This window comes from Streptomyces sp. NPDC038135 (genome assembly GCF_055601245.1).
Map to the genome: position 1 here is coordinate 118,946 of NZ_JBVJXS010000015.1, position 22,457 is coordinate 141,402.

General features: G+C 74.1%; 24 protein-coding genes. 13 read left to right on the plus strand and 11 right to left on the minus strand.

What is annotated here, in order from left to right; genetic code table 11:
- Positions 1-173: 173 nt before the first annotated feature.
- The 3 genes from ACZ7JA_RS34865 (at position 174) to ACZ7JA_RS34875 (ending at position 3,258) form a co-directional block, all read left to right on the plus strand.
- Positions 174-1,772: an ABC-F family ATP-binding cassette domain-containing protein gene (locus ACZ7JA_RS34865; RefSeq protein ID WP_351669132.1), complete on the plus strand. Its 1,599-nt coding sequence runs from the start codon at positions 174-176 to the stop codon at positions 1,770-1,772.
- Positions 1,773-2,107: 335 nt separating this feature from the next.
- Positions 2,108-2,329: a helix-turn-helix domain-containing protein gene (locus tag ACZ7JA_RS34870; protein ID WP_010355597.1), complete on the plus strand. Its 222-nt coding sequence runs from the start codon at positions 2,108-2,110 to the stop codon at positions 2,327-2,329.
- 125 nt (positions 2,330-2,454) lie between these two features.
- On the plus strand, positions 2,455-3,258 hold the full coding sequence (locus ACZ7JA_RS34875; RefSeq protein ID WP_470812382.1) for an enoyl-CoA hydratase/isomerase family protein: 804 nt from the start codon (positions 2,455-2,457) through the stop codon (positions 3,256-3,258).
- Between the two features lie 35 nt (positions 3,259-3,293).
- Here ACZ7JA_RS34875 and ACZ7JA_RS34880 read toward each other — a convergent pair whose 3' ends face one another.
- Positions 3,294-4,019: a nucleopolyhedrovirus P10 family protein gene (locus ACZ7JA_RS34880; RefSeq protein ID WP_389304489.1), complete on the minus strand. Its 726-nt coding sequence runs from the start codon at positions 4,017-4,019 to the stop codon at positions 3,294-3,296.
- 87 nt (positions 4,020-4,106) lie between these two features.
- Between ACZ7JA_RS34880 and ACZ7JA_RS34885 the strand changes: the two genes are divergently transcribed.
- The 5 genes from ACZ7JA_RS34885 (at position 4,107) to amaP (ending at position 6,466) form a co-directional block, all read left to right on the plus strand.
- Positions 4,107-4,580, plus strand: a complete 474-nt coding sequence (locus ACZ7JA_RS34885) for an Asp23/Gls24 family envelope stress response protein (RefSeq protein ID WP_351669125.1) — start codon at positions 4,107-4,109, stop codon at positions 4,578-4,580.
- A 63-nt stretch (positions 4,581-4,643) separates the two neighbouring features.
- Positions 4,644-4,838, plus strand: a complete 195-nt coding sequence (locus ACZ7JA_RS34890; RefSeq protein ID WP_351669123.1) for a hypothetical protein — start codon at positions 4,644-4,646, stop codon at positions 4,836-4,838.
- Positions 4,835-5,248 (plus strand): Asp23/Gls24 family envelope stress response protein, encoded by a 414-nt coding sequence (locus tag ACZ7JA_RS34895; RefSeq protein WP_351669120.1) that lies wholly within the window; start codon positions 4,835-4,837, stop codon positions 5,246-5,248. The genes ACZ7JA_RS34890 and ACZ7JA_RS34895 overlap by 4 nt, the downstream gene beginning before the upstream one ends.
- The gene (locus ACZ7JA_RS34900) at positions 5,245-5,880 is read left to right on the plus strand and encodes a DUF6286 domain-containing protein (protein WP_351669118.1); all 636 of its coding nucleotides are present in this window, start codon (positions 5,245-5,247) and stop codon (positions 5,878-5,880) included. The genes ACZ7JA_RS34895 and ACZ7JA_RS34900 overlap by 4 nt, the downstream gene beginning before the upstream one ends.
- Positions 5,881-5,884: 4 nt before the next feature.
- Complete coding sequence (amaP, locus tag ACZ7JA_RS34905) at positions 5,885-6,466, plus strand: alkaline shock response membrane anchor protein AmaP (RefSeq protein WP_351669116.1); 582 nt, start codon at positions 5,885-5,887, stop codon at positions 6,464-6,466.
- Positions 6,467-6,950: 484 nt separating this feature from the next.
- Here amaP and ACZ7JA_RS34910 read toward each other — a convergent pair whose 3' ends face one another.
- The 5 genes from ACZ7JA_RS34910 to ACZ7JA_RS34930 form a co-directional block, all read right to left on the minus strand.
- Positions 6,951-7,706, minus strand: coding sequence for an SDR family oxidoreductase (locus tag ACZ7JA_RS34910; protein ID WP_403684433.1), 756 nt, complete (start codon positions 7,704-7,706; stop codon positions 6,951-6,953).
- A gap of 5 nt (positions 7,707-7,711) precedes the next feature.
- Positions 7,712-9,496: a glycoside hydrolase family 15 protein gene (locus ACZ7JA_RS34915; protein ID WP_470812385.1), complete on the minus strand. Its 1,785-nt coding sequence runs from the start codon at positions 9,494-9,496 to the stop codon at positions 7,712-7,714.
- Positions 9,497-9,578: 82 nt separating this feature from the next.
- Complete coding sequence (locus tag ACZ7JA_RS34920) at positions 9,579-10,376, minus strand: SURF1 family cytochrome oxidase biogenesis protein (protein WP_470812387.1); 798 nt, start codon at positions 10,374-10,376, stop codon at positions 9,579-9,581.
- Between the two features lie 49 nt (positions 10,377-10,425).
- Entirely contained in the window at positions 10,426-10,659 is a 234-nt protein-coding gene (locus tag ACZ7JA_RS34925) for a hypothetical protein (protein WP_351669110.1), read from the minus strand.
- Between the two features lie 79 nt (positions 10,660-10,738).
- On the minus strand, positions 10,739-11,725 hold the full coding sequence (locus tag ACZ7JA_RS34930; protein ID WP_351669109.1) for a DEDDh family exonuclease: 987 nt from the start codon (positions 11,723-11,725) through the stop codon (positions 10,739-10,741).
- 241 nt (positions 11,726-11,966) lie between these two features.
- On the opposite strand from ACZ7JA_RS34930, the gene ACZ7JA_RS34935 reads away from it, so the two are divergent.
- Together ACZ7JA_RS34935 and ACZ7JA_RS34940 are read left to right on the plus strand one after the other, a co-directional pair.
- Positions 11,967-12,677 carry a VIT1/CCC1 transporter family protein gene (locus tag ACZ7JA_RS34935; RefSeq protein ID WP_351669108.1) on the plus strand — a complete coding sequence of 237 codons (711 nt, stop codon included), beginning with the start codon at positions 11,967-11,969 and terminating at the stop codon, positions 12,675-12,677.
- A gap of 124 nt (positions 12,678-12,801) precedes the next feature.
- On the plus strand, positions 12,802-13,848 hold the full coding sequence (locus tag ACZ7JA_RS34940) for a zinc-dependent alcohol dehydrogenase family protein (RefSeq protein ID WP_351669107.1): 1,047 nt from the start codon (positions 12,802-12,804) through the stop codon (positions 13,846-13,848).
- Between the two features lie 18 nt (positions 13,849-13,866).
- Here ACZ7JA_RS34940 and ACZ7JA_RS34945 read toward each other — a convergent pair whose 3' ends face one another.
- The 3 genes from ACZ7JA_RS34945 to ACZ7JA_RS34955 all read right to left on the minus strand — a co-directional run bounded on the left by ACZ7JA_RS34945 (position 13,867) and on the right by ACZ7JA_RS34955 (position 18,044).
- Positions 13,867-14,877: a CopD family protein gene (locus ACZ7JA_RS34945; RefSeq protein ID WP_389304503.1), complete on the minus strand. Its 1,011-nt coding sequence runs from the start codon at positions 14,875-14,877 to the stop codon at positions 13,867-13,869.
- A 100-nt stretch (positions 14,878-14,977) separates the two neighbouring features.
- A complete protein-coding gene (locus ACZ7JA_RS34950) occupies positions 14,978-16,360 on the minus strand; it encodes a CoA transferase (RefSeq protein WP_470812390.1) in 1,383 nt (460 codons plus the stop codon).
- 157 nt (positions 16,361-16,517) lie between these two features.
- A complete protein-coding gene (locus ACZ7JA_RS34955) occupies positions 16,518-18,044 on the minus strand; it encodes a S8 family peptidase (RefSeq protein WP_351669103.1) in 1,527 nt (508 codons plus the stop codon).
- Between the two features lie 287 nt (positions 18,045-18,331).
- Here ACZ7JA_RS34955 and ACZ7JA_RS34960 point away from each other — a divergent pair, with 287 nt between their 5' ends.
- From ACZ7JA_RS34960 to moaA, 3 genes are all read left to right on the plus strand, one after another.
- Positions 18,332-18,688, plus strand: a complete 357-nt coding sequence (locus ACZ7JA_RS34960; protein WP_351669101.1) for a DUF485 domain-containing protein — start codon at positions 18,332-18,334, stop codon at positions 18,686-18,688.
- Positions 18,685-20,310 (plus strand): solute symporter family protein, encoded by a 1,626-nt coding sequence (locus ACZ7JA_RS34965; RefSeq protein ID WP_351669099.1) that lies wholly within the window; start codon positions 18,685-18,687, stop codon positions 20,308-20,310. The genes ACZ7JA_RS34960 and ACZ7JA_RS34965 overlap by 4 nt, the downstream gene beginning before the upstream one ends.
- A 155-nt stretch (positions 20,311-20,465) precedes the next feature.
- A complete protein-coding gene (moaA, locus tag ACZ7JA_RS34970) occupies positions 20,466-21,455 on the plus strand; it encodes a GTP 3',8-cyclase MoaA (protein ID WP_470812393.1) in 990 nt (329 codons plus the stop codon).
- A 41-nt stretch (positions 21,456-21,496) separates the two neighbouring features.
- On the opposite strand, the gene ACZ7JA_RS34975 is transcribed toward moaA, so the two are convergent.
- Positions 21,497-21,715: a hypothetical protein gene (locus tag ACZ7JA_RS34975; protein ID WP_351673181.1), complete on the minus strand. Its 219-nt coding sequence runs from the start codon at positions 21,713-21,715 to the stop codon at positions 21,497-21,499.
- Between the two features lie 224 nt (positions 21,716-21,939).
- Positions 21,940-22,341, minus strand: coding sequence for a DUF3099 domain-containing protein (locus ACZ7JA_RS34980; RefSeq protein ID WP_393428491.1), 402 nt, complete (start codon positions 22,339-22,341; stop codon positions 21,940-21,942).
- Positions 22,342-22,457: the final 116 nt, after the last annotated feature.

The window sequence follows — 22,457 nt, forward strand, 5'->3', positions numbered from 1 at the left end:
CGGCCGCCCGGGCCACGCCCGCGGCCGCCCCGGGCCGGCGGCCCGCGGACGCAGCGAAAAGCGCTTGCACGGTCCCGTTAGACTTGGCCCATGGCCATTCTCCTCGCGCATTAGACGGCGGGAACGTCCGCAGCCGCCCACCGCCAATCCTCAGTACGCCCTGGAGTCTGTCCGTGATCTCCGCTTCCGGTATCGAGCTGCGCGCCGGTGCGCGCGTCCTCATCGAGAACGCCACCTTCCGTGTCGCCAAGGGCGACCGCATCGGCCTCGTCGGCCGCAACGGCGCGGGAAAGACCACCCTGACCAAGTGCCTGGCCGGCGAGGGCATCCCGGCCGGCGGCCAGATCGCCCGCTCCGGCGAGGTCGGCTACCTCCCGCAGGACCCCCGCACCGGCGACCTCGACGTGCTCGCCCGCGACCGCATCCTCTCCGCGCGCGGCCTGGACGTGCTGCTGCGCAAGATGCGCGAGAACGAGCAGCGCATCGCCAACGGCCAGGGCGCCACCCGCGAGAAGGCCCTCAAGCAGTACGAGCGCCAGGAGACCGAGTTCCTGACCAAGGGCGGCTACGCGGCCGAGGCCGAGGCCGCCACCATCGCCGCGGCGCTCAACCTGCCCGACCGGGTCCTCGGCCAGCCGCTCCACACGCTCTCCGGAGGTCAGCGCCGGCGCATCGAGCTGGCCCGCATCCTGTTCTCCGACGCGGACACCCTGCTGCTGGACGAGCCGACCAACCACCTCGACGCCGACTCGATCATCTGGCTGCGCGACTACCTGAAGACCTACCGCGGCGGCTTCATCGTGATCTCCCACGACGTCGACCTGGTCGAGACGGTCGTCAACAAGGTGTTCTACCTGGACGCCAACCGCGCCCAGATCGACGTCTACAACATGGGCTGGAAGCTCTACCAGCAGCAGCGCGAGGCCGACGAGAAGCGCCGCAAGCGCGAGCGCGCCAACGCCGAGAAGAAGGCCGCCGCCCTGCACTCGCAGGCCGACAAGATGCGCGCCAAGGCCACCAAGACGGTCGCCGCGCAGAACATGGCCCGCCGCGCCGACAAGCTGCTCTCCGGGCTGGAGGCGGTCCGCCAGTCCGACAAGGTCGCCAAGCTCCGCTTCCCGGACCCCGCGCCCTGCGGCAAGACCCCGCTGATGGCCGAGGGCCTGTCCAAGTCGTACGGCTCGCTGGAGATCTTCACCGACGTCGACCTGGCCATCGACAAGGGCTCGCGGGTCGTCATCCTCGGCCTCAACGGCGCCGGCAAGACCACGCTGCTGCGCCTCCTCGGCGGCGTCGAGCAGCCCGACACCGGCGAGGTCGTCCCCGGCCACGGCCTCAAGCTCGGCTACTACGCCCAGGAGCACGAGACCCTGGACCCCGACCGCACGGTGCTGGAGAACATGCGCTCGGCGGCGCCCGACATGGACCTGGTCGAGGTCCGCAAGGTGCTCGGCTCGTTCCTGTTCTCCGGCGACGACGTGGACAAGCCCGCCGGGGTGCTCTCCGGCGGCGAGAAGACCCGGCTGGCCCTCGCCACGCTGGTCGTCTCCTCCGCCAACGTCCTGCTGCTCGACGAGCCGACCAACAACCTGGACCCGGCCAGCCGCGAGGAGATCCTCGGCGCCCTGCGCACCTACAAGGGCGCGGTCGTCCTGGTCACCCACGACGAGGGCGCGGTCGAGGCGCTGCAGCCGGAGCGCATCATCCTGCTGCCGGACGGCGTCGAGGACCTGTGGGGCTCCGACTACGCGGATCTCGTCGCCCTGGCTTGATCGAAAACCTGATCCACGGCGTATGGATCATTCGGCCGAGCCGTGATCCATCATCTGTGTGAGATCTCCTCGTACCGACGTGTGTCGTACACCGATTTCGCGGCCGATCCCTTCCACGGCAAGGGGTCGGCCGCCTCGCGTCTCTGACCTGGCACTTCGCGGAACCACCCGTTCGGCCGCGTGTCCCCGGGATCATGGAATCACCGATTCCGCATGTGGGGACGCGCTCCTGTCGTCACGTCGATGTCTCACGGACCTTGCCGAATGGGTGGCCATCACGCCCCGGAGGGGTGATCATGAGGAGACCAGAGCGCACTTCCCATGAGGAGGCACGGGTGGCCGAGACTCTGAAGAAGGGCAGCCGGGTGACCGGCGCCGCGCGCGACAAGCTCGCGGCAGACCTGAAGAAGAAGTACGACTCCGGTGCGAGCATCCGGGCGCTGGCCGAGGAGACCGGCCGCTCGTATGGCTTCGTACACCGGATGCTCAGCGAGTCGGGCGTCACGCTCCGTGGGCGTGGCGGAGCGACCCGGGGCAAGAAGGCCGCTACGTCCTGACTCCGGGCGGCCCATCGGCTTCGATGGTGGCCACCCGGTCGGCCCTCTGAGCGGCCGGGTGGTTACTGTGCAGTCACTTAGCATGCCGTACGGCAATGTGTGACCGCACTCATCGGAGGCGCCCCATGGCTTCGCCCGACCAGGACCTCGCTCCTGTACTCGACAAGGACGGCGTACGGCTCACCGTCGACGACGCGCTCGCCACGGTGACGCTGGCCAACCCGGCCAAGCGCAACGCGCAGAGCCCCGCCATGTGGCGGACGCTGGCCGAGGCCGGCCGGCTGCTGCCGGGCTCCGTCCGGGTCGTGGTGCTGCGTGGTGAGGGCCAGTCCTTCTCCGCCGGGCTGGACCGCCGGATGTTCACACCGGAGGGAATCCCGGGCGAGCCGACCTTCATCGATCTCGCGCGTCGTGACGACGCCGGGCTCGACGCGACCATCGCCGAATACCAGGAGGCGTTCACCTGGTGGCGGCGCAACGACATCGTGTCCATCGCCGCCGTCCAGGGCCATGCCATCGGTGCCGGGTTCCAGCTCGCGCTCGCCTGCGACCTGCGGGTCGTCGCGGACGACGTGCAGTTCGCCATGCGTGAGACCTCACTCGGCCTCGTTCCCGACCTGACCGGCACGCATCCGCTGGTCGGTCTCGTCGGGTACGCCCGCGCGCTGGAGATCTGTGCGACGGGCCGGTTCGTCGGCGCCGGTGAGGCGGTCGCCTCCGGGCTGGCCAACCTCGCCGTGCCCGCGGCCGAACTCGACGGCGCGGCACGGGACCTGGCCGCGGCGCTGCTGGCAGCCCCGCGCGACGCGGTGGTGGAGACCAAGGCGCTGCTGCGCGGCGCGCCGGAGCGGGACTTCGACTCCCAGCGTGCCGCCGAACGGGCCGCCCAGGCCCGGCGGCTGCGGGATCTGGCCGGCGTCGGCGACTGAGCCCGCGGGGCGCCGCGCGCCCGCCGGCCGGACGGTCAGGCCACGCTCGTGACCAGCACCGCCACCGTCGGGTGATCGTCCAGCGCGTCCCGCACCGCCTCGCGCACCCGCCGGGCCACCTCGACGGCCCGGTGGCCCGCGCCCGTCGCCAGTTCCACGCGGACGTGCCGGTGCGGCAGCGCGGCGTCCCCGGCGCGCTCCTCGACGTGCACGGCCCGGCCGAGACCGCCGAGCGATCCGGTCAGCCGCGCGACCCCGGGGACGGACAGCGCGGCCGCCGCCGCGCGGGACTCGTCGGGGCCCGTGGCGTCCCGGGCCTCCGGCGGCCGCGGCGCCTCCACCGGCGCGGCCCGCCCGTCAGCCGCCTCCAGCAGTTCCGTCACCCGCAGGTCCACCTCCGCGACCACGAGGCCCAGGGTGTCCGTCGCGGCCGCCAGCAGCACGAGCCGCAGCCGGGACGCCGTCGCCTGCAGCGGCTCGGCGGCCGACGCCGCGAAGTCCGCCGTCACCCGAAGGGCCCCCGGCGGCAGCGCGCCCGGCGGCCGCGGCACGACGGGTTCGCGGACCTCGTCCGGGTCGGCGAGCGTGATCCGCGGTGTGCCCAGGCGCACACCCGGCACCCCGGCCGCCGCGCGCTCCAGTACCGCCCGCACCGCGCCCTCGGCGATCCAGGCGCCGTCGCGCGGGCCGCCGAGGGGCAGCAGTCTGCCCAGCGCGGGCCCGTACTGTCCCGCCACCCGCGTCCACCGATCCGCCGTCATTCCTCCAGCCTGCCGTATCCCCGGCGCGCAACCGCGCAACCGCGCTTACGGTGGTCGAAGAACGACGACCGAAAGGGACGTACGGCGATGACCGAGATGACGACGAGCCCAGCCGGTGAGAACCAACCACAGCCTTCGACCCGCAAGGCCACCCCACGCGGCGGCGGCGACCCGGCGACCCGGGGACGGACCACCATCGCCGACGGCGTCGTGGAGAAGATCGCCGGGCTGGCCGCCCGTGACGTGGTCGGCGTGCACGCCCTGGGCAGCGGCTTCGCCCGGACCTTCGGCGCGGTGCGCGACCGGGTGCCCGGCGGCTCCAAGTCCGTGACCCGGGGAGTGAAGGCCGAGGTCGGCGAGGTGCAGACCGCGCTCGACCTGGAGATCGTCGTGGACTACGGCGTTGCCATCTCCGACGTCGCCCGCGCGGTGCGGGAGAACGTGGTCGCCGCCGTGGAGCGGATGGCCGGACTCGAGGTCGTCGAGGTCAACATCGCGGTGAGCGACGTCAAGCTGCCCGACGAGGAGGAGGAGGAACCCGAGCCGCCCCGGATCCAGTGACGCCCCGCCCGCCCGGGGCCACGCCCCCGGGACCGCACCGCCGACGGACTGAAGGAGCGCTGCATGAGCATGGCCATGATCGGCATGATCGCCGGGATGGCGCTGGGGTTCGCCGGGTACTTCGGCGGCTTCGGAGCCTTCCTGCTGGTGGCGGCGCTGGGCGCCGTCGGCTTCGTCGCCGGCCGGTATCTGGAGGGCGACCTGCGGCCCGGTGACCTCTTCCGCAGCCGCGGCGACCGGCCCGACCGGCGGGTATGACCGCCGTGAGCACGCAGACCGGCACGGCGCGCCCGGTACCGGTGCCGCCCGGTGAGCGCGGCGCCCTCAGGATCGCGGACCGGGTGGTGGCGAAGATCGCCTCACGGGCCGCCCGCGAGGCGCTCGGACCGCTGCCCGCGGACGCCGCCGCCCCGCACGCCGCGGTCGTCGTCCGCCCCCACCCCCGGGCCGGCTCGGACCGGGGGAGCCCGGTGGGGACGGCCCGCGTCCGCGTCCAGGTCGAACTCGCCCACCCCGTCGACATCGGCGCCCGCTGCGCCGCGGTGCGCCGGCGGGTGACCGAGCGGCTGGGCGAACTGGTGAGCATGGAGGTGCTGGAGGTCGCCGTCCGGGTGGAGCGGCTGCATCTGGCGCCGGTGCCCGGCACGCACCGCGGGAGGGTGCGATGAGCGAACCCCGACCGGCCGAGGACACCGGGCGACCGTCCGCCCCCGGCCTCGACGAGGACCCCGCGGCCCCGCCGCCCCTGCTCGACCGGAGCAGCGGCCGCTTCTGGTCGCCGCGCCGGATCCCCGCCGGCGTCGTCGCCCTGCTCCTGCTCGCGGGCGCGGGCGTCCTGCTGTACGACGTCGTCGCCGTACGCGCCCACCGCCCCGCGATGCACTGGCGCCGCGCGCTGGCCCGGCAGCTCGCCGAACGCCCCCTGGACGACGTCTGGGTGCTGACCGGCGCCGGCGTGACCGCTGCCCTGGGCCTGTGGCTGATCGTGCTCGCCGTCACGCCCGGCCTGCGCGGCCTGCTGCCCATGCGGCGCCCGCACCCCGACGTCCGCGCCGGACTGCGCCGGGAGGCGGCCGCCCTGGTGCTGCGCGACCGCGCCCTCGAGGTCTCGGGCGTACGGGAGGCGCGGGTGCGGATGCGCCGCCGCCGCGCCCGCGTCCGGGCCCTCGCGCACTTCCGCGACCTGGACGAGGTGCGGGCCGACCTGGACACCGTGCTCGGCGAAGCGGTGAGCGGGCTCGGGCTGAGCCGGCCGCCCGCTCTGTCGGTGGCCGTCCGGCGGCCCGGACGAAAGGGGTGAGGACGTGCGCACCGGCCGGGTGAACCGCGTACTGCTCTGTCTCATTGGGCTCGTGCTGCTCGTCGTGGGCGGCTCGGTGCTCGCCGTGGGCCTGGGCGCCCCGGTGCCGCGCCGCTGGCCGCACGCCGGCCCGCACGACGTCCTGCTCAGCACCGCCGAGCGCACCCGGTGGCGGGACGCGGGCTGGTGGTGGCCGGCGGTCATCGCGGGCCTGGCCGTCCTCGTCCTGCTGGCCCTGTGGTGGCTCGCCGCGATCCTGCGCCGGCGCCGCCCGGCCGAGATCCTGGTCGACACGGGGGACGGCGAGGGCGCCCTGCTGCGCGGGCCGGCCCTGGAGTCGGCGCTCGCCGGCGACGCGGCCCGGCAGCCGGGTGTGGCAGGCGCCGAGGTCCTGCTGGCCGGCCGCCGCAGCGGACCCGCGGTACGGGCCGGCCTCCGGCTGGAGCCGGCCGCCGACCCGGCCGCCGCCCTGAGCGAGTTCACCGCCGGCCCCCTGACCCGCGCGCGCGAGTCGGCGGGCCTGGCCGCACTCCCGGCGGCGGTGCGGCTGCGAGCGATGAGGCACCGCCCGGAACGGGTCTCCTGACCGCCCGCGGTCGGGACGCGGCCCGGCCGCCGCGGTGGTGCGGGAATTCTGCGGTCGGCCGCCGTGGCGGGCCTGCGGTACGGGCCGGTCTCCGGTTGGAGCCGGCCGCCGACCCGGCCGCGCGAGTTCACCGCCGAGCCGCTGACCAGAACGGGTCTCCTGACCGCGCGCGCAGTCAGGGCGCGGCGGCCCGGCAGCCGGGTGTGTCCGGCGCCGAGCGTCTGCTACCTGGCCGCCGACCGGGCCGCCGCCCTGAGCGGTCACCGCGGCCCCTGAACACGCGCGCGAGTCGGCGGGTCTGGCCGCGCTCCCGGCGGCGGCTCGGCAGCCGGGTGTGTCCGGCGCCGAGCGTCTACCATCCGGCCGCGGCCCTGAGCAAGTTCACGCCGGGCCGCTGACCAGCGCGGGTCTCCTGACCGCCCGCGGTCGCGCGGCCCCGGCGCCGGGAAGGGGCACCGGTGCGTGAACCTTCCCGGCGGCGGTGCTAGAACCCGTGCCGCATGCCGCCGTCCACCGGCACCATGACGCCGGTCAGGTAGGAGGCGGCGGGGGACAGCAGGAACGCCGCGACCCTGCCGAACTCCTCCGGGGCGCCGTACCGGCGCAGCGGGATCCGGGACTCGCTCGCCGCCCGGGTCGCCTCCGGGTCGGCGGACAGCGCGTCCAGTTCCCGCACCCGGTCCGTGTCGATACGGCCCGGCAGCAGACCCAGGACGCGGATCCCGCGCGGGCCCAGCTCGTCGGAGAGGGACTTCGCGAATCCGGCGAGCCCCGGCCGCAGCCCGTTGGAGATGGTCAGCCCCGGAATGGGCTCGTACACCGACCCGGACAGCACGAACCCGATGACTCCCCCCGGCTGCAGTTCGGCCGCCGCCGTGCGGGCGAGCCGCACCGCGCCGAGGAACACCGACTCGAACGCGTCCCGCCACTGCTCGTCCGTGTTGTCGGCCACGAACCCCGGCGCAGGCCCGCCGACGCTGACCAGAACGCCGTGGAAGCCGCCGAAGTGCTCCCGGGCGGCCGCGATCAGCCGCTCGGCGGCCTCCGGGTCGGCGTTGCCGACGGCCACGCCCACCGCGTCGGGCCCCAGTTCGGCCGCCGCGTCGGCGACCCGCTTCTCGTCGCGGCCGGTGACGACCACCTTCGCCCCGTCGGCCACCAGTGCCCGCGCGGCGGCGTTGCCCAGCCCCCGCGTCGCGCCGGTGACGACGTACACCCGGTCCTTCAGTCCAAGATCCATGGCACCTATCCTGCCCCCTCGCCGCCGAACAGGGCGAGGGCGGTGTTCACCAGCGCGATGTGGCTGAACGCCTGCGGGAAGTTGCCGAGCTGGCGGCCCAGTTCCTGGTCGTACTCCTCCGCGAGCAGCCCCACGTCGTTGACGAGACCGACCAGCCTCTCGAACAGCTCCCGCGCCTCGTCCTTGCGGCCGGTCATGTGCAGGGCCTGAGCGAGCCAGAACGAGCAGGCCAGGAAGGCGCCCTCGCCGCCCGGCATGCCGTCGACGCCGACCGCGTCGGTGTCGTAGCGGCGGACCAGCCCGCCGTGGTCCAGGTCGTCCCGGATCGCGTCGACCGTGCCGATCACCCGCGGGTCGTCGGGCGGCAGGAAGCCGTAGTAGGGGATCAGCAGCAGGGCGGCGTCCAGTTCGCGCGAGCCGTAGTACTGGGTGAAGGTGTTGCGCCCGGGGTCGTACCCCCGCTCGCACACCTCCCGGTGCACCTCGTCCCGCATCGCCCGCCAGCCGTCGAGGTCGCCGGGCAGCTCCGGGTACCGCTCCAGGGTCCGCACGGCGCGGTCGGCGGCCACCCACACCATCACCTTCGAGTGCACGAACTGGCGCCGGCCGCCGCGCACCTCCCACAGCCCCTCGTCGGGCTGCCGCCACGCCGACTGCAGGAACTTCATCAGCGCGCACTGCAGCGACCACATGTGCGGCTTGGTGGACAGGCCCGAGTCGCGGGCCAGGAACAGCGAGTCCATGACCTCGCCGTACACGTCGAGCTGGAGCTGGTCGACGGCGCCGTTGCCGACCCGCACCGGCGCGGAGTCGGCGAAACCGGGCAGCCAGGGCAGCTCCCACTCGGGCAGCCGCCGCTCGCCCGCCACGCCGTACATGATCTGCAGGTCGGCCGGGTCGCCCGCGACCGCCCGCAGCAGCCAGTCGCGCCACGCCTCGGCCTCGCCGTGGTAGCCGGCGGCCAGCAGGGCGCCCAGGGTGAGGGTGGAGTCGCGCAGCCAGCAGAACCGGTAGTCCCAGTTGCGCACCCCGCCCGGCTCCTCGGGCAGGGAGGTGGTGGCCGCGGCGACGATCCCGCCGGTCGGGGCGTAGGTGAGCGCCTTGAGCGTGATCAGGGACCGTACGACGGTGTCCCGGTGCGGCCCGTCGTAGCGGCAGCGGGCCGTCCAGCGCCGCCAGTCCCGCACGCTGGCGCTCAGCGCCGCGTAGGGGTCGACGAGCGCGGGGCGCGGTTCGTGCGAGGGGTGCCAGGTCAGCACGAACGCGACCCGCTCGCCCTCGGCGAGGGCGAACTCCGAGCGGGTGCAGAAGTCCTCGCCCCAGGTGCGCACATGGGGCTCGGTGCGCAGCCACACCGAGTCCGGTCCGGCGATGGCCACCCGGTGGCCGTCCGAGCGGCGCATCCACGGGATGATCGAGCCGTAGTCGAAGCGCAGGCGCAACTCGCTGCGGACGGTGACCCGCCCGCTGACGCCCTCCACGATGCGTACGACGTCGGGGGCGCGGTCGCGCTGCGGCATCAGGTCGGTCACCCGCACGGTGCCCTCGGCGGTGTCCCACTCGGTGTCGAGGACCAGGGTGTCGGGCCGGTAGGCGCGCCGTGTGCAGGCGCCCGCGCCCTTCGGCGCGATCCGCCAGTGGCCGTTGTCCTCGTCGCCCAGGAGCCTGCCGAAGCAGGCGCCGGAGTCGAAGCGGGGCAGGCACAGCCAGTCGATCGAGCCGTCCAGGCCGACCAGGGCCGCGGTCTGCTCGTCCCCGATGACGGCGTAGTCCTCGATGCGCGCGTTCACAGCATCCGGTTTCCCGGGGGCCCGCACGGCCAACCAGGCGGTGCGCCGGGGGAGTGACGGCCGCCCGGGGCCGCCGGCGCCGTCACACGGCGGCCGGTTCGCTCTCCTCCGGCGCCGGCTCGGCGGCCGCCTCGTCCCGGTCCCGGAGCTCGCGCCGGACCAGGAACCACCAGCCCACCGGGACGCCCGCGGCGAACAGCCACCACTGGAGCATGTAGGCGTAGTTCAGCGGGGCGTCCTCGCTGCCCGGGTCGGAGATCTGCTCCGGGGTGCCGCCCTTGGCGGCGGGCGCCGTCTGCTCGACGTAGCCGCCGAGCACCTTCTCGCCGAGCCTGCGGGCCTCCTCGGCGCTGTTGATCAGCATGATCTGCCGGTCCGGCAGGCCCTTGACGTTCTTGATGCCGCTCGCCGAGGTCGTCTCGTCGGCCTCCAGCCGCCCGGTGAGGGTGAGCCGGCCCGCGGGCGGCTCGGGGACCTCGGGGAACGCGGTCTGCACGCCGTTCGCCGGGATCCAGCCCCGGTTGACCAGCAGCACCCGGCCGTCGGTCAGGACGAACGGGGTCAGGACGTGGAAGCCGACCTCGCCGTCGGAGTTCGTCCGGCGCCGCACCACCACCTCCCGGGAGGCGTCGAAGGTGCCGGTCGCGGTGACCGTGCGGTACTTCTCGGCGCGGGTCACGGAGTGACCGGGGGAGGTGAGCCGTTCCACGGGGACGGGCTCGGCGTGCAGCGCCCGGGAGACGAGGTCGTTGCGGGCGGTGCGCTCCTGGTACCGGTGCTGCTGCCAGAAGCCCAGCTTGATCATCGTCGGGATCAGCGCGATCGTGATGACGGTGAGGACGACCCACTGGCGGGTCAGCAGGAAGCGGTAGCGGTGCACCCCACGACGGTACATCCGGGCCGTGGGGTGCATTCGGGCGGGTACCGGGTCACACCCGGTCCACCACCCCCGTCTTCCCCTCCGCCCGGGCGCAGTGCGCGCCGCAGAACCACTGGCCCTCGACCTCCACGCCCTGCCCGATGATCTGCACCCGGCAGTGCTCGCAGATCGGGGCCATGCGGTGGATCGCACAGGAGAAGCAGTCGAACACGTGCACGGCGCCCTGCGCGTGCACCTCGAAGGTCATTCCGTAGTTGTTGCCGCATACCTCACATGTCGCCATGGGGCACAGCGTGAGCCGTGGCCGACCCGCGGGCGAGCGGGCGCGGCGCGAGTCGCGCGCCAATCACCCGTCCGTACGGTCATCCGTCGGCGGGCTCGACGTCCCGCAGCAGCTGTCCGAACGCGGCCTCGTCGACCACCGGCGTCCCGAACTGCCGCGCCTTGACCACCTTGGAGGTGCCCGAGCCGGGGTCGTTGGTCACCAGCAGGCTGGTCAGCCGGGACAGGCTCGTCGCCACGTGCAGCCCGGCCTCGGTCGCCCGGTCCTCCAGCAGCTCCCGCTCGGTGGAGGTGTCCCCCGAGAACGCCACCCGCATGCCCTGTTTGAGGCGTTTGCCCGCCTCGTAGCGGCCGGGGTTGGGATAGGGGCAGGCGGGCCGCTTGCGGGACGGGCGCCAACCGCCGTAGCCCTGGCCGCCGTAGCCGCCGCTCGCCTGCCGGCCGATCCGGGGGGTGTCCGACCACTCCGTCAGCGGCCGGCACTCCAGCAGCGGAAGCCGTACGTCGCCCGCCGCCGCGGCCCGCAGGCTGGGCCGGAACGCCTCGGCGAGCACCCGCGCGTCGTCCAGCGCGTGGTGCGCCCGCTGCTGCACCACCCCGAAGTGCGCGGCGAGCGACTCCAGCTTGAAGTTGGGCAGCGGCAGCCCCAGCTCCTTCGACAGCGCGATGGTGCACAGCCGCTGCCGCACCGGCGCCTCGCGCCGCGCGCGTGCGTACTCGCGCGCGATCATCTGCCAGTCGAAGACCGCGTTGTGCGCGACGAGCACCCGGCCGTCGAGACGGGCCGCGAACTCCTCCGCCACCTCCCCGAACAGCGGCGCCCCTTCGAGCACCTCGCTCGTCAGGCCGTGTATCCACACCGGCCCCGGATCGCGCTCCGGGTTGACCAGCGTGTACCAGTGGTCCTCGACCTCGCCGCGCGCGTCCAGCCGGTACACGGCCGCGGAGATGATGCGGTCGTCCCGGGCCAGGCCGGTGGTCTCCACGTCAACGACCGCGTATCCCTTCGGATACGCGGCCGGCCACTGCATGGCGGAGGACACTGCGGTCGCACGGTCTTCGAGCATGGTCAATGAGGATACGGGCCACGACCGACAGCGCCGTCCCCCAGGTCCGGCGGCGGCGCCCCGGCCCGTCCGCCCGCTCGGCGGCCGCACACCCGTGCGTGCCGCGAACCGGCCGCCGGCGCACGGCAGTTCCCGCGTCCGTGCCCGAACTCGGCGCACCGGCGGAGGAGTACGTTGCCGTGCCCGCGGCACGGTCCCGGCGGGACGCCGGCGCGGCCGCGGCTGTGCGATTCTCCCTGCTGTGACGGAACCAACCCATGACGAGACACACGGCGGCGCGCTGGGCTCCCGCCTGAACTGGCTGCGGGCGGCCGTCCTCGGCGCGAACGACGGCATCGTGTCCACCGCGGGCCTCGTCGTCGGCGTGGCCGGCGCGACCGACTCACGGGCCGCCCTGCTCACCGCGGGCCTGGCCGGCCTGCTCGCCGGCTCCATGTCGATGGCGGCCGGGGAGTACGTGTCGGTCTCCACCCAGCGGGACTCGGAGAAGGCCGCGCTGGCCCAGGAGCGGCGGGAGCTGCGCGAGCAGCCGGCCGCGGAACTGCAGGAGCTGGCCCAGATGCTGGAGGAGCGCGGGCTGTCCCGCGAGGTGGCCCGGGAGGCCGCCGAGCAGCTCACCGAGCGGGACGCGCTCAGGGCGCACGCGCGCGTGGAGCTGGGCATCGACCCGGACGAGCTCACCAACCCCTGGCACGCGGCCTGGGCGAGCTTCCTGGCCTTCACGGTGGGCGCCCTGCTGCCGCTGCTGGCGATCGTCCTGCCGCCGGCGGGCTGGCGGCTCCCAGTCACCGTGCTCTCCGTGCTGGCCGCGCTCGTGCTCACCGGCTGGAGCAGCGCCCGGCTCGGCGCCGCCGCGCCCGGCCGCGCGGTACTGCGCAACGCGGTGGGCGGCGCCCTCGCGATGGGGGTGACGTACCTGGCCGGGACGCTGCTGGGCGCGGCGGGGGTGTAGCCGGCCGGCGGGCGGGCCCGGCCCCCGCCCGCGCGGCCCGCCGCCGGCAGGACGTACCGTGAGGTGCGCTCGACCACCCCCCGGGCGCACCGCACGACACCCTCGCACGAGAAGGACCCTCGCCATGCGCGCCACCACCATCCACGCCCCGTACGACATGCGCGTGGAGGACGTCCCCGAACCCGTGGTCCAGCTGCCCACCGACGCCGTGGTGCGGGTGCTGCGCGCCTGCATCTGCGGCAGCGACCTGTGGGCCTACCGCGGCGAGGCGGCCCGGCAGCCGGGCCAGCGCATCGGCCACGAGTTCCTCGGCATCGTCGAGGAGACCGGCTCCGAGGTGTCCACCGTCCGGCGCGGCGACCTGGTCGTCGCCCCCTTCATGTGGTCCGACGGCGTCTGCGACTACTGCCGCGAGGGGCTGACGACCTCCTGCGAGCACGGCGGCTTCTGGGGCTCCGTCGGTTACGACGGCGGCCAGGGCGAGGCCGTGCGCGTGCCGTTCGCCGACGGCACCCTCGTCCAGCTGCCCAAGGACGCCGCCTCCGACGACCATCTGCTGTCCGCCCTGCTGACCCTCTCCGACGTGCTCGGCACCGGCCACCACGCGGCCCTCGGCGCGGGCGCCCGCCCGGGCGCCACCGTCGCCGTGGTCGGCGACGGCGCCGTCGGCCTGTGCGCCGTGCTGGCCGCCAAGCGGCTGGGCGCCGAGCGGATCATCGCCCTCGGCCGGCACGAGGTCCGCACCGACATCGCGCGCCGCTTCGGCGCCACCGACGTCGTCGCCGAGCGCGGGGACGCGGCCGTGGAGGCCGTCCGCGAGCTGACCCGGGGTCAGGGCGCGCACGCCGTCGTCGAGGCGGTCGGCACCGAGCAGTCCATGCGGACCGCCGTGAACGTCACCCGCGACGGCGGCGCGATCGGCTTCGTCGGCGTGCCGCACGGCAGCGGCACCGGACTTGACCTCGGCGTCATGTTCGACCGGAACATCGCCCTGCGCGGCGGTGTCGCGCCGGTCCGCGCCTACATTCCCGACCTGCTGCCCGACGTCCTCGACGGCACCATCGACCCCTCCCCGGTGTTCGACCTGACCGTCGGCATCGAGGGCGTCCCGGACGGCTACAAGGCGATGGACGAGCGGACCGCCCTCAAGGTGCTCGTCACCAACGGCTAGCACCAGGCCGGAAGCCGGCTAGGACCAGCGGATCGGCAACGGCAGAGCCGTGAGCAGACCCGAGACCGCGACCACCGCGCCCAGGGCGGCCACCTCGGCACGCGCCGGGGCGTACGCGGTCAGCGGGTCCGCCGCGCGGCTCAGCCGGATCCGCGCCCACAGGGCGAACCCGGCGACGACGGCGACCAGGACCACCTTGGCCAGCAGGGTGCGCCCGTAGGCCGTCGTCGTGAGCTGGTCCACGACCGTCGCCGCCGGCATGCGCCGCAGCGAGCTGCACACGCCCGTCGCCGTGAGGGCGGCGAGCAGAACGGCCGCCACGCGCGCGTACAGCCCGAGCAGGCGGGGCCCGGCCGCGTCGCCGCGCCACCGCCGCAGGGTCCGCAGCGCGTGGAGCAGCCCGCCCGTCCACAGCGACGCGCAGACCAGGTGAACCAGCGTCAGAGCGGAGCCGGTCAGCGGGCCCTGCTCGGTCGCGGGGTGCGCGCGCAGCGCCTCCGCGACCACCACCGCGGCCAGCGGCCACACCTGGAGCGCCGGCCGACGGCCGAGCGCGCACAGCCCCGCCAGCAGGAAGCCGTTGACCTCCAGCAGCGCCAGCCGGCCGTCGCGGGAGTCGTACAGGCCGCCGACGTCGATCTGGCCCGGGCCGTGCGGGATCAGGTTGCCGGCGGAGACCACCGCGGCCAGCGCCAGCGCCGCGGCGAGACCGGCGGCGTTCGCGGCCGGCGCCCAGCTCCGCGGCCGTCCGGCGGGGACGCCGGGCAGCCGCCGGGCGAGCCGGAGCACGAACAGCTCGCCCAGCGGGACGCACAGCGCGGCGAACAGCACCCCGCGCAGCAGCGCGATGCCGCCCGCCCCGGGCGCGGCGGCCTCCCCGGTCCCGTGCAGCGCCGCGGGCGGCCCGAACAGCGGGATCACGGCTGCCAGGGCCACCAGCACCAGCACGGCCACGGCCCGGCCGGTCCCGGTCCCGCGGGCCGCGCCGTCCGCTTCCCCGGTCCCGGCGGCCGGTCGTATCGAGGTCACCCCGCGATCCTCGCCAGCGGGCCGGGAGCCGGGCAAGTCCCGGCGGACGACCGGCGCCCCGCCCTTCCGCCGGCACGCACGTTTCCGGCCGCCCCCCCGCTCAGTCCCAGCGCGCGGGGTCCGACCCCCAGGGCGCCGGGGGCCGCGCCCAGCCGGCCGGGCCGCCCGTGAAGGACACCGGCGGCAGGGCGTGCCGCAGCCGTCCCAGTGGGCTGCCGGTCTCCGCCAGCCAGGCGTCCGGGCCCTCGTACCCGGCGCCGTCGCCACCGGCACGGGCGGGCGGCATCCCGTCCGTCAGCCAGTGCGCGGTACGGGCGAGCGCCAGCCGCACCACCCGGCCGCCCCCGTCGTACGACCGCTCGGTCACCGCCCGCAGCACGGCCGCCGCCAGCAGGTACCCGGTGCCGTGGTCCAGGGCCTGCGCGGGCAGCGCCCCGGGCCGCTCGGCCGAGCCCTCGGTCACCGCGATGCCGGTCGCGGCCTGCACCAGGCTGTCGAATCCGCGCCGCCCGGCCCAGGGCCCGTACGCGCCCCACGCCGAGACCTGCGCCACCACCAGGCCGGGGCGACGCTCCGCCAGCGCCTCGGGGGAGAGCCCGAACCGGTCCAGGGCGCCGGGCCGGTAGCCGGTCACGACGACGTCCGCCGCGGCCAGCAGCTCCTCCAGGGTGTCCCGGCCGGTGGTGAGGTCGAGAACGGCCGACCGCTTGCCGAAGCCCGTGTCGGCGTGCAGGTCGGGGAGTTCGGGAGAGCCCGGCGGGTCCAGGCGCAGCACGTCCGCGCCGAGCAGCGCGAGCGTGCGGGTGGCGACCGGACCGGCCAGCACCCGGGTCAGGTCCAGGACGCGCAGGCCGGCGGCGGGCAGCAGCCTGGCCGCGGCCGGGTCGAGCGGGGGCGGCACGCGCGCGGGGGAGTTGTCCAGCCGCTCGCGTTCGACCAGCGGCCGGGCGGCCACCTCGGCGGCCTGTCCGTGCGCCGCCCACTGCGCCGGGGTGCGCAGGGCCACGGCGAGACCGCCGGCGCGGGTGACCGTGTCCTCCACCTCCAGGGCGGAGCGTTCGGCGATCCGCGCGCCCGCCTCCGCCACCGTGACGTCCTCGGTGAGGCCCAGCGCGCGCAGCAACCGGGCGCGGTGGTGCGGGTAGTTGGCGTGGGTGCGCACCCAGCCGTCGGCGGTCCGCCAGAACCGGGACAGCGGCGCGAAGGCGACCGGGGCCCTGCCGTCCACCCGCAGCAGCCGCTCGCTGTGGAACGCGGCGGCGACCGCGCCGTCGTCCACCTCGGCCCTCGGCTCCTGGCCGGCCCCTGCCCGCCGCGCCCCCAGCTCGGCGGCGGCCAGCGCGCACGCGCCGACGCACGCGCGCGCCAGCCGGCTCACCGGCAGCCGTGCCGGCAGCGCGCCCGGGCGCTCGACGACCGATACACGCGACAGGAGGGCGGGGGCGCCGCCCAGCGCCGTCCAGGCGAACTCGATATCCGTCATGACCGCACTATGCATTATTGATTCGATCAATATCGCGAGGTGGGCGGCCGTGGCGCGGTCGGAATGCCTGGTGTTCGGAATGCCTGGTGTTCCGGGCGGTCGCGACCGGGCGGGTGCCGCCGGAATCGTCCGGCGGCACCCGTGCGCGGGGCCGGGGTCAGCGCACCGCGCGCAGCGCGTTGACGATTCCGGACCCGTAGAAGCCGTTGACGCGCTTGCCGCCGACGCAGGTCGCGTCCACGACTCCGTCGCCGTCACCGTCGTACGGGCCCGCCGGGCAGCCCGGGTTGTCCGCCTGGGCCTTGAGCAGCGCCTGGAGCTGGGCCGGAGTGGCGTGCGGGTGCGCCGACTTCAGCAGCGCGGCCACGGCGGCCACGTGCGGGGACGCCATGGAGGTGCCCTGGAGGAAGCCGTACTGGTTGTTCGGCAGCGTGGACAGGATGCGGCCGTTCTTCGACGGCGTGTCCGGGATCTGGTACTTGTCGCCGCCCGGTCCCGCCACGTCCACGACGCCCTTGCCGTAGCTGGAGTAGTACGACTTGGCGCCCTTGACGCCGACCGCGCTCACGGTGACCACGCCGGGCAGCTGGGTCGGGATGTCGAAGCACTCGTGCGGGTCGACCGTCCGGGTGGTGGCGGTCGAGTCGTCCGGGCTGGAGTCGTCCACGATCGCGTCGGAGTCGAGGTCGTCGTTGGAGTTGCCCGCCGAGGCCACGTTGAGCGTGCCCTTGCGCTGGGCGTACAGCTGCGCGCGGTTGACCGCGTCCACGATGGCCCGCTGGTCGGGGTCGTCCATGCAGTTGTACAGCCACGGGTCGACGTAGTAGCTGTTGTTGGTGATCTCGACGCCGTGGTCCGCGGCGAAGACGAAGGCGCAGACCACGCTCTCCGGGTAGAACAGCGAGGTCGAGTCCGGCTGGGCCACCGTGATGCTGGCGACCTTCACGCCGGGCGCGACGCCCGCCACGCCTATGCCGTTGCGGGCCGCGGCTATCTCGCCCGCGACGTGCGTGCCGTGGTAGTGGTCGGCGTCCGCCGGCCGCCAGGCGCCGTACGTCGTGTCCGCCTTGCCGCTCACGCAGTTCGCCGACTGCGACGCGGAGAAGTTCGGGGCGATGTCCGGATGGGTGTCGTCCACACCGGTGTCGATCACGCCGACGGTCACGCTCCGGCTGCCCGGGTTGATCGTCGCGGCCTTGTCGGCGCCGATCGACCGCAGATCCCACTGGTCGGCCTCGAGGGGCTCCTCGCCCGTCGCCGCGGCCCGGGCGGCCTTCGCGGCCTCCGCCTTCGACAGGACCTGGACCGCGCCCTCGTCCGTCGTACCCGCCGCGCTCAGCGGGGCGGTGCGTGTCGCGCCCGCCGACTGCACGCCGCGCACCGCGCGCATCCGCGCGCCGAAGTCCGCCTGCGCGGAGTGCGCGACGATCACCCCGATCCGGGCGTAACTCGCCACGACGGTGCCGCCGTTGCGGGAGACCGCCCGCTCCACCGACTCGATCGTGCGGTGGTCCGTCCTGGTGTTGACCACGTACGCCAGGGCCGGGCCGTCCGCCGCCCGTGCCGTCGTGGCCGCCTCGGTCGCCGCCGAGGCCGCCGCCGGCAGGAAGCCGAGCGAGGCGGTCAGTGAGAGCACGACCGGCACGGCGAGTGCCAGTCGGCGTCTGGAGCGCAGATGAGCCATGGGATCTCCACATCATCCGGATACGGGACCGCCCGAGACACAGGTGGTGCTTGGGCGCGTACATGACGGGTGGTGCAGGCCGAAGCTATCTCCCCGATCTGATCTCCGAAAGGGGCAGGCCGACTTGAACCGGTCCGGGCGCGGCTCCGTGACCGTGGACGGAGGGCCCGTCACCAGCGCCGGCCCGCCACCGGAGTCACTCCCCGGAGCCGTCCCACGACTGCCGGTAACGTGACTTCCTGTCCGTGTGAGGTCGACGCAGCGCATGTCCGACGCGAGGAGAGCCCGTGGCCACCGAGACACCGCCACCCGCGAAACCGCAAGCCCACCTTCCCTCCACCGAGGAGTTCGCCGAGGTCCAGCAGAGCGCGGAATTCGCTGAGTTGCGCCGCGCCAACCGCTCCTTCGCGTTCCCCCTGACCATCGCCTTCACCACCTGGTACCTGCTGTACGTGCTGCTCTCCTGCTACGCGGGCGGCTTCATGGGCACCAAGGTGGCCGGCAACATCAACGTGGCCCTCGTCCTGGGCATCGCGCAGTTCCTGACCACGTTCCTCATCGCCTGGTGGTACGCACGGCACGCCGCGGCCAAGCTCGACCCGCGCGCCGAGGCCATCAAGTCCCGGATGGAGGGCGGAGCATGACTCCCGCACAGCACACCCTGCTCGCCGCCGGCGAGGCCGGCGAGCACCGGACGCTGATCATCACGCTGTTCGCGGTGTTCGTCGCCGCGACCCTCGTGATCACCGTCTGGGCCGGCCGGCAGACCCGGGACGCCGCCGACTTCTACGCCGGCGGACGGCAGTTCACCGGCTTCCAGAACGGCCTGGCCGTCTCCGGCGACTACATGTCCGCCGCGTCCTTCCTCGGCATCGCCGGCGCCATCGCCCTCTTCGGCTACGACGGCTTCCTGTACTCCATCGGCTTCCTGGTGGCCTGGCTGGTCGCCCTCCTGCTGGTCGCCGAACCACTGCGCAACTCCGGCCGCTACACGATGGGCGACGTCCTGGCCTACCGGATGCGCCAGCGGCCCGTGCGCACCGCGGCCGGCGTCTCCACCATCGTCGTGTCGATCTTCTACCTGCTCGCCCAGATGGCCGGCGCCGGCGTGCTCGTCTCGCTGCTGCTCGGCATCACCAGCGACGGCGGCAAGATCGGCATCGTCGCCCTGGTCGGCGTCCTGATGATCGTGTACGTCACCATCGGCGGCATGAAGGGCACCACCTGGGTCCAGATGGTCAAGGCGGTGCTGCTGATCCTGGGCGCCCTGCTGCTGACCTTCCTGGTCCTGCTGAAGTTCCACTTCAACATCTCCGACCTGCTCGGCACGGCCGCCGACAACAGCGCCAAGGGCTCGGCCTTCCTGGAGCCCGGCCTGAAGTACGGCGCCACCGGCACCACCAAGCTGGACTTCATCTCCCTCGGCATCGCCCTGGTCCTCGGCACCGCGGGCCTGCCGCACATCCTGATCCGGTTCTACACGGTGCCGACCGCCAAGGCCGCCCGTAAGTCCGTCATCTGGGCGATCGGCCTGATCGGCGCCTTCTACCTGATGACCCTCGCCCTCGGTTTCGGCGCGGCCGCGCTGATCAAACCCGACGAGATCATCGCCTCCAACAAGGCGGGCAACACCGCCGCCCCGCTCCTCGCCCTGCACCTGGGCGGAGTGGACTCCAACTGGGGCGCGATCCTGCTCGCCACCATCTCGGCCGTCGCCTTCGCCACCATCCTCGCGGTGGTCGCCGGCCTCACCCTGGCCTCGTCGTCCTCCTTCGCCCACGACATCTACGCCAACGTCATCAAGAGGGGGCAGGCCACCGAGAAACAGGAGCTGGGCGCGGCCCGCTGGGCCACCGTCGGCATCGGCGCCGTCTCCATCCTGCTCGGCGCCATGGCCCGCGACCTGAACGTGGCCGGTCTGGTCGCCCTCGCCTTCGCGGTCGCCGCCTCCGCCAACCTGCCGACCATCCTCTACAGCCTGTTCTGGAAGCGGTTCACCACCTCGGGCGCCCTGTGGTCGATCTACGGCGGCCTGGTCACCGCGGTCGGCCTCGTGCTGTTCTCGCCCGTGGTGTCCGGCAAGCCGACCTCGATGTTCCCGGACGTCGACTTCCACTGGTTCCCGCTGGAGAACCCGGGCATCATCTCGATCCCGGTCGGCTTCCTGCTGGGCGCGGTCGGCACCCTGCTCTCCAAGGAGGCCCCGGACGCCGGGAAGTACGCGGAGCTGGAGGTGCGGTCCCTGACCGGCACCGGAGCGCACTGACCCTCGCGACGACGGCCGCGTCGTACCGGTTCGTACGGTCCTACGACGCGGCCTCGCCGTGCCTCGTGGGATCCGGCCACCGCCGTTGTCGGCGGTCTCACGTAGGCTCGCAGGTGACGGAGAACGATGATGCGGTACCGAGGGAGGGGGCCCACGTGCTCATCGACACCTACGGCCGAGTCGCCACCGACCTTCGGGTCTCGCTGACCGACCGGTGCAATCTGCGCTGCACCTACTGCATGCCCGAGGAGGGCCTGCAGTGGCTGGCCAAGCCCGACCTGCTCACGGACGACGAGATCGTCCGCCTCATCGACATCGCGGTCCGCCTGCTCGGCATCGAGGAGGTCCGCTTCACCGGCGGCGAGCCGCTGCTGCGCCCCGGCCTGACCGGCATCGTCGAGCGCGTCGCGGGCCTCGAGCCCCGGCCGCAGATGTCCCTCACCACCAACGGCATCGGACTCAGGCGGACCGCGTCCGCCCTGAAGGCGGCGGGCCTGGACCGGGTCAACGTCTCCCTGGACACCCTGCGCCCGGACGTCTTCAAGACCCTCACCCGCCGCGACCGCCACCGGGACGTCCTGGAGGGCCTCGCGGCCGCCCGCGAGGCGGCCCTCGACCCGGTCAAGGTCAACTCGGTCCTGATGCCTGGGCTCAACGCAGACGAGGCCCCGGACCTGCTGGCCTGGGCGGTCGAGCACGACTACGAGCTGCGCTTCATCGAGCAGATGCCGCTCGACGCCCAGCACGGCTGGAAACGCGAGGGCATGGTGACCGCCGGGGACATCCTGGCCTCCCTGCGCACCCGCTTCGACCTCACCCCCGAGGGCGCCGACGAGCGCGGCTCGGCGCCGGCGGAGCGCTGGCTGGTCGACGGCGGCCCGCACCGGGTGGGCGTGATCGCCTCGGTCACCCGCCCGTTCTGCGCGGCCTGCGACCGCACCCGCCTCACAGCCGACGGCCAGATAAGGACCTGCCTGTTCGCCACCGAGGAGACCGACCTGCGGGCGGCCCTGCGCTCCGGCGCCCCCGACGAGGAGATCGCCCGCATCTGGCGCCTGGCGATGTGGGGCAAGAAGGCCGGAGCCGGCCTCGACGACCCCTCCTTCGTCCAGCCGGACCGGCCGATGTCGGCGATCGGCGGCTAGCGCCTGCCGCGGAGGTGGCGGACGGGTATCCGGCGACGGCTCTAGGACCCCTCGGCCGCCCGCCACTCCTCGAACGGCACCACGTCCTTCAGGAAGCCCCGGACGCCGAGGAACTGCGAGAGGTGCTCGCGGTGCTCGTCGCAGGCGAGCCACGTCTTGCGCCGCTCCGGGGTGTGGATCTTCGGGTTGTTCCAGGCCAGCACCCACACGGCGGCGGCACGGCAGCCCTTGGCGGAGCAGATGGGGGTCTCGTCACTCACGGCTTCGTCACTGGTTCCGTCTCGCAGATCCCCCGTAAACAAGGCGACGCCGAGCAGCCACGGGGGGAGCTGCCCGGCGTCGGTCCGTCGCTCCGACGGGGGATGCGGAGCGCGTACGCAGTATGTCATGGGTCACCCTGCGTCCGGCACTGAACCGCACGATGAAATTGAGCTTTTCTTGAGCTTGCCGGCGAGCCCGGCACACCGCCCCGGATCCGCCGTGGTCAGGCCCGTTCCGGCCGCTCGCCGGGCCCCTGCGACCCCGGCTCGGCCGACAGGTCCTCCGGTACGGATTCCGCTCGCGTGCCCTCGTCCTCCGCGCGCGGCGGCGTGATCATCGGCCGCGTCGGGGCCGTGACGAAGGTCGACGGCAGCGTGGGCGGCCGTTCCCGGCCGGCGTTCGCGATCACCACCGCGATGTAGGGGAGCACCGCCCCGAGCACCAGCGCCACGATGGCGACGTACCGTTCGACGTTCCACAGGGTCGCCGCGAGGATCACCGAGGCGGTCCGGATCGTCATCGAGATGACGTACCGCCGCTGCCGGCCCCGCACGTCCTCGGCCAGACCGGTCCGGGCGCCGGTGATCCGGAACACCTGGACGTTGCCGCCGTGCTGCTTCCGCATCATATTCCACCATCCGCCCGCATCGGACTCCCATGGCCCGCAACCTTCGCCCGCGCGCGGGCGAAGAGCCCGCGCACGACACCTCCACGTTACGCCGCGCCCCCACCGCCCACGAG